Source organism: Vibrio sp. 10N.222.46.A1 (genome assembly GCF_041473595.1).
In the GTDB taxonomy this organism is placed as follows: Bacteria; Pseudomonadota; Gammaproteobacteria; order Enterobacterales; family Vibrionaceae; genus Vibrio; species Vibrio tasmaniensis_A.
Genome location: NZ_JBFRSN010001562.1, coordinates 1 through 1,201, shown reverse-complemented (window position 1 = coordinate 1,201; position 1,201 = coordinate 1). Strand labels below are relative to the sequence as shown.

Below are 1,201 nucleotides of genomic sequence, written 5' to 3'. Positions count from 1 at the left end.
CAAATAAGTTAAAAACAATGAATATTAAAATGATGGGTAGCTCCCTAATTATCGCTGGTACCGCTCTCGGTGCTGGTATGCTTGCGATCCCAATGGTATTAGCTCATTTTGGATTGCTTTACGGCACACTGCTGATGGTTCTGATCTGTTTCGGCACCACTTACGCAGCATTATTACTTCTAGAAGCGACCATCAAAGCCGGTGGCGGTCTAGGGTTGAACTCTATTGCTCGAAAAACTCTGGGCAAACAAGGGCAGTTGATTACCAACGGCCTACTTTACGCGCTATTGATTTGCCTATTGATGGCTTACATTCTGGGCGCAGGTGATTTACTGAGTAAGTTACTGTCTAATTTTGGTGTAGACATTAGCGCAACGACGAGCCAAATCACGTTTACTTTACTTGCGGGTGCAGTTGTCGCGAGTGGCACCGGAGTGATTGATAAGCTCAACCGCGCATTGTTCTTCGTGATGCTTGCTAGCTTGTTTGCAACCATGGTGTTCTTAGCGCCGAGCATGACTCAAGAAAACTTAATGCAGGTAACCAGCCACGAGCACGTCGATCTAATTAAAACCAGTGCCATCCTGTTTACGAGCTTTGGCTTTATGGTTGTGATTCCAACCTTGGTTTCTTACAACCACGAAGCGACAGACAAACAGCTGCGTAACATGGTGATCGTCGGTTCTCTGATCCCATTAGTGTGTTACTTATGTTGGTTGTTTGCTGTGGTCGGTAACTTGAGCGAAGAGCAATTTAGAAGCTTCAAGAACGTATCAGATTTGATGGCGGCTTTTGAGGCTCAGTCTCCTTGGGTGGGTAACGTTCTGTCTACCTTCACCGGCTTGGCGTTGTTGACCTCTTTCTTTGGTGTAGCGATGTCTTTGTTCAACCAGAACAGAGACATGTTTAACCAAAACACAGCGGTCACTTACTGCATTAGTTTCATCTTGCCGCTGGCGGGTTCACTGCTTGCTGCAGATAAGTTCCTACAAGTGTTGAACTATGCAGGCATCATCTTAGTGTTCTTAGCCGTGTTTGTTCCTCTGGTGATGGTTCATAAGCAACGCTTTATGAAGGTGGCGGAAGGCCGATACAGTGCTGAAGGTGGTCGACCAATGATGCTTTTTTCATTGCTGTTTGGTTGCTTCTTGCTAATCTCACAAGTGATTTAATCTGGCTATTTAGCGAGCTGAGTAAATAC

General features: G+C 45.5%; 1 protein-coding gene. It reads left to right on the top strand.

Annotated elements, in window-relative coordinates:
• The first annotated feature begins 29 nt into the window (after positions 1 to 29).
• Entirely contained in the window at positions 30 to 1,172 is a 1,143-nt protein-coding gene (locus AB4496_RS28090; protein WP_102258597.1) for an amino acid permease, read from the top strand.
• The last annotated feature ends 29 nt before the right edge of the window (positions 1,173 to 1,201 follow it).

Excerpts from the sequence above, each read along its gene's own strand:
- AB4496_RS28090 (WP_102258597.1), top strand. The coding sequence starts at position 30 with ATGATGGGTAGCTCCCTAATTATCGCTGGTACCGCTCTCGGTGCTGGT.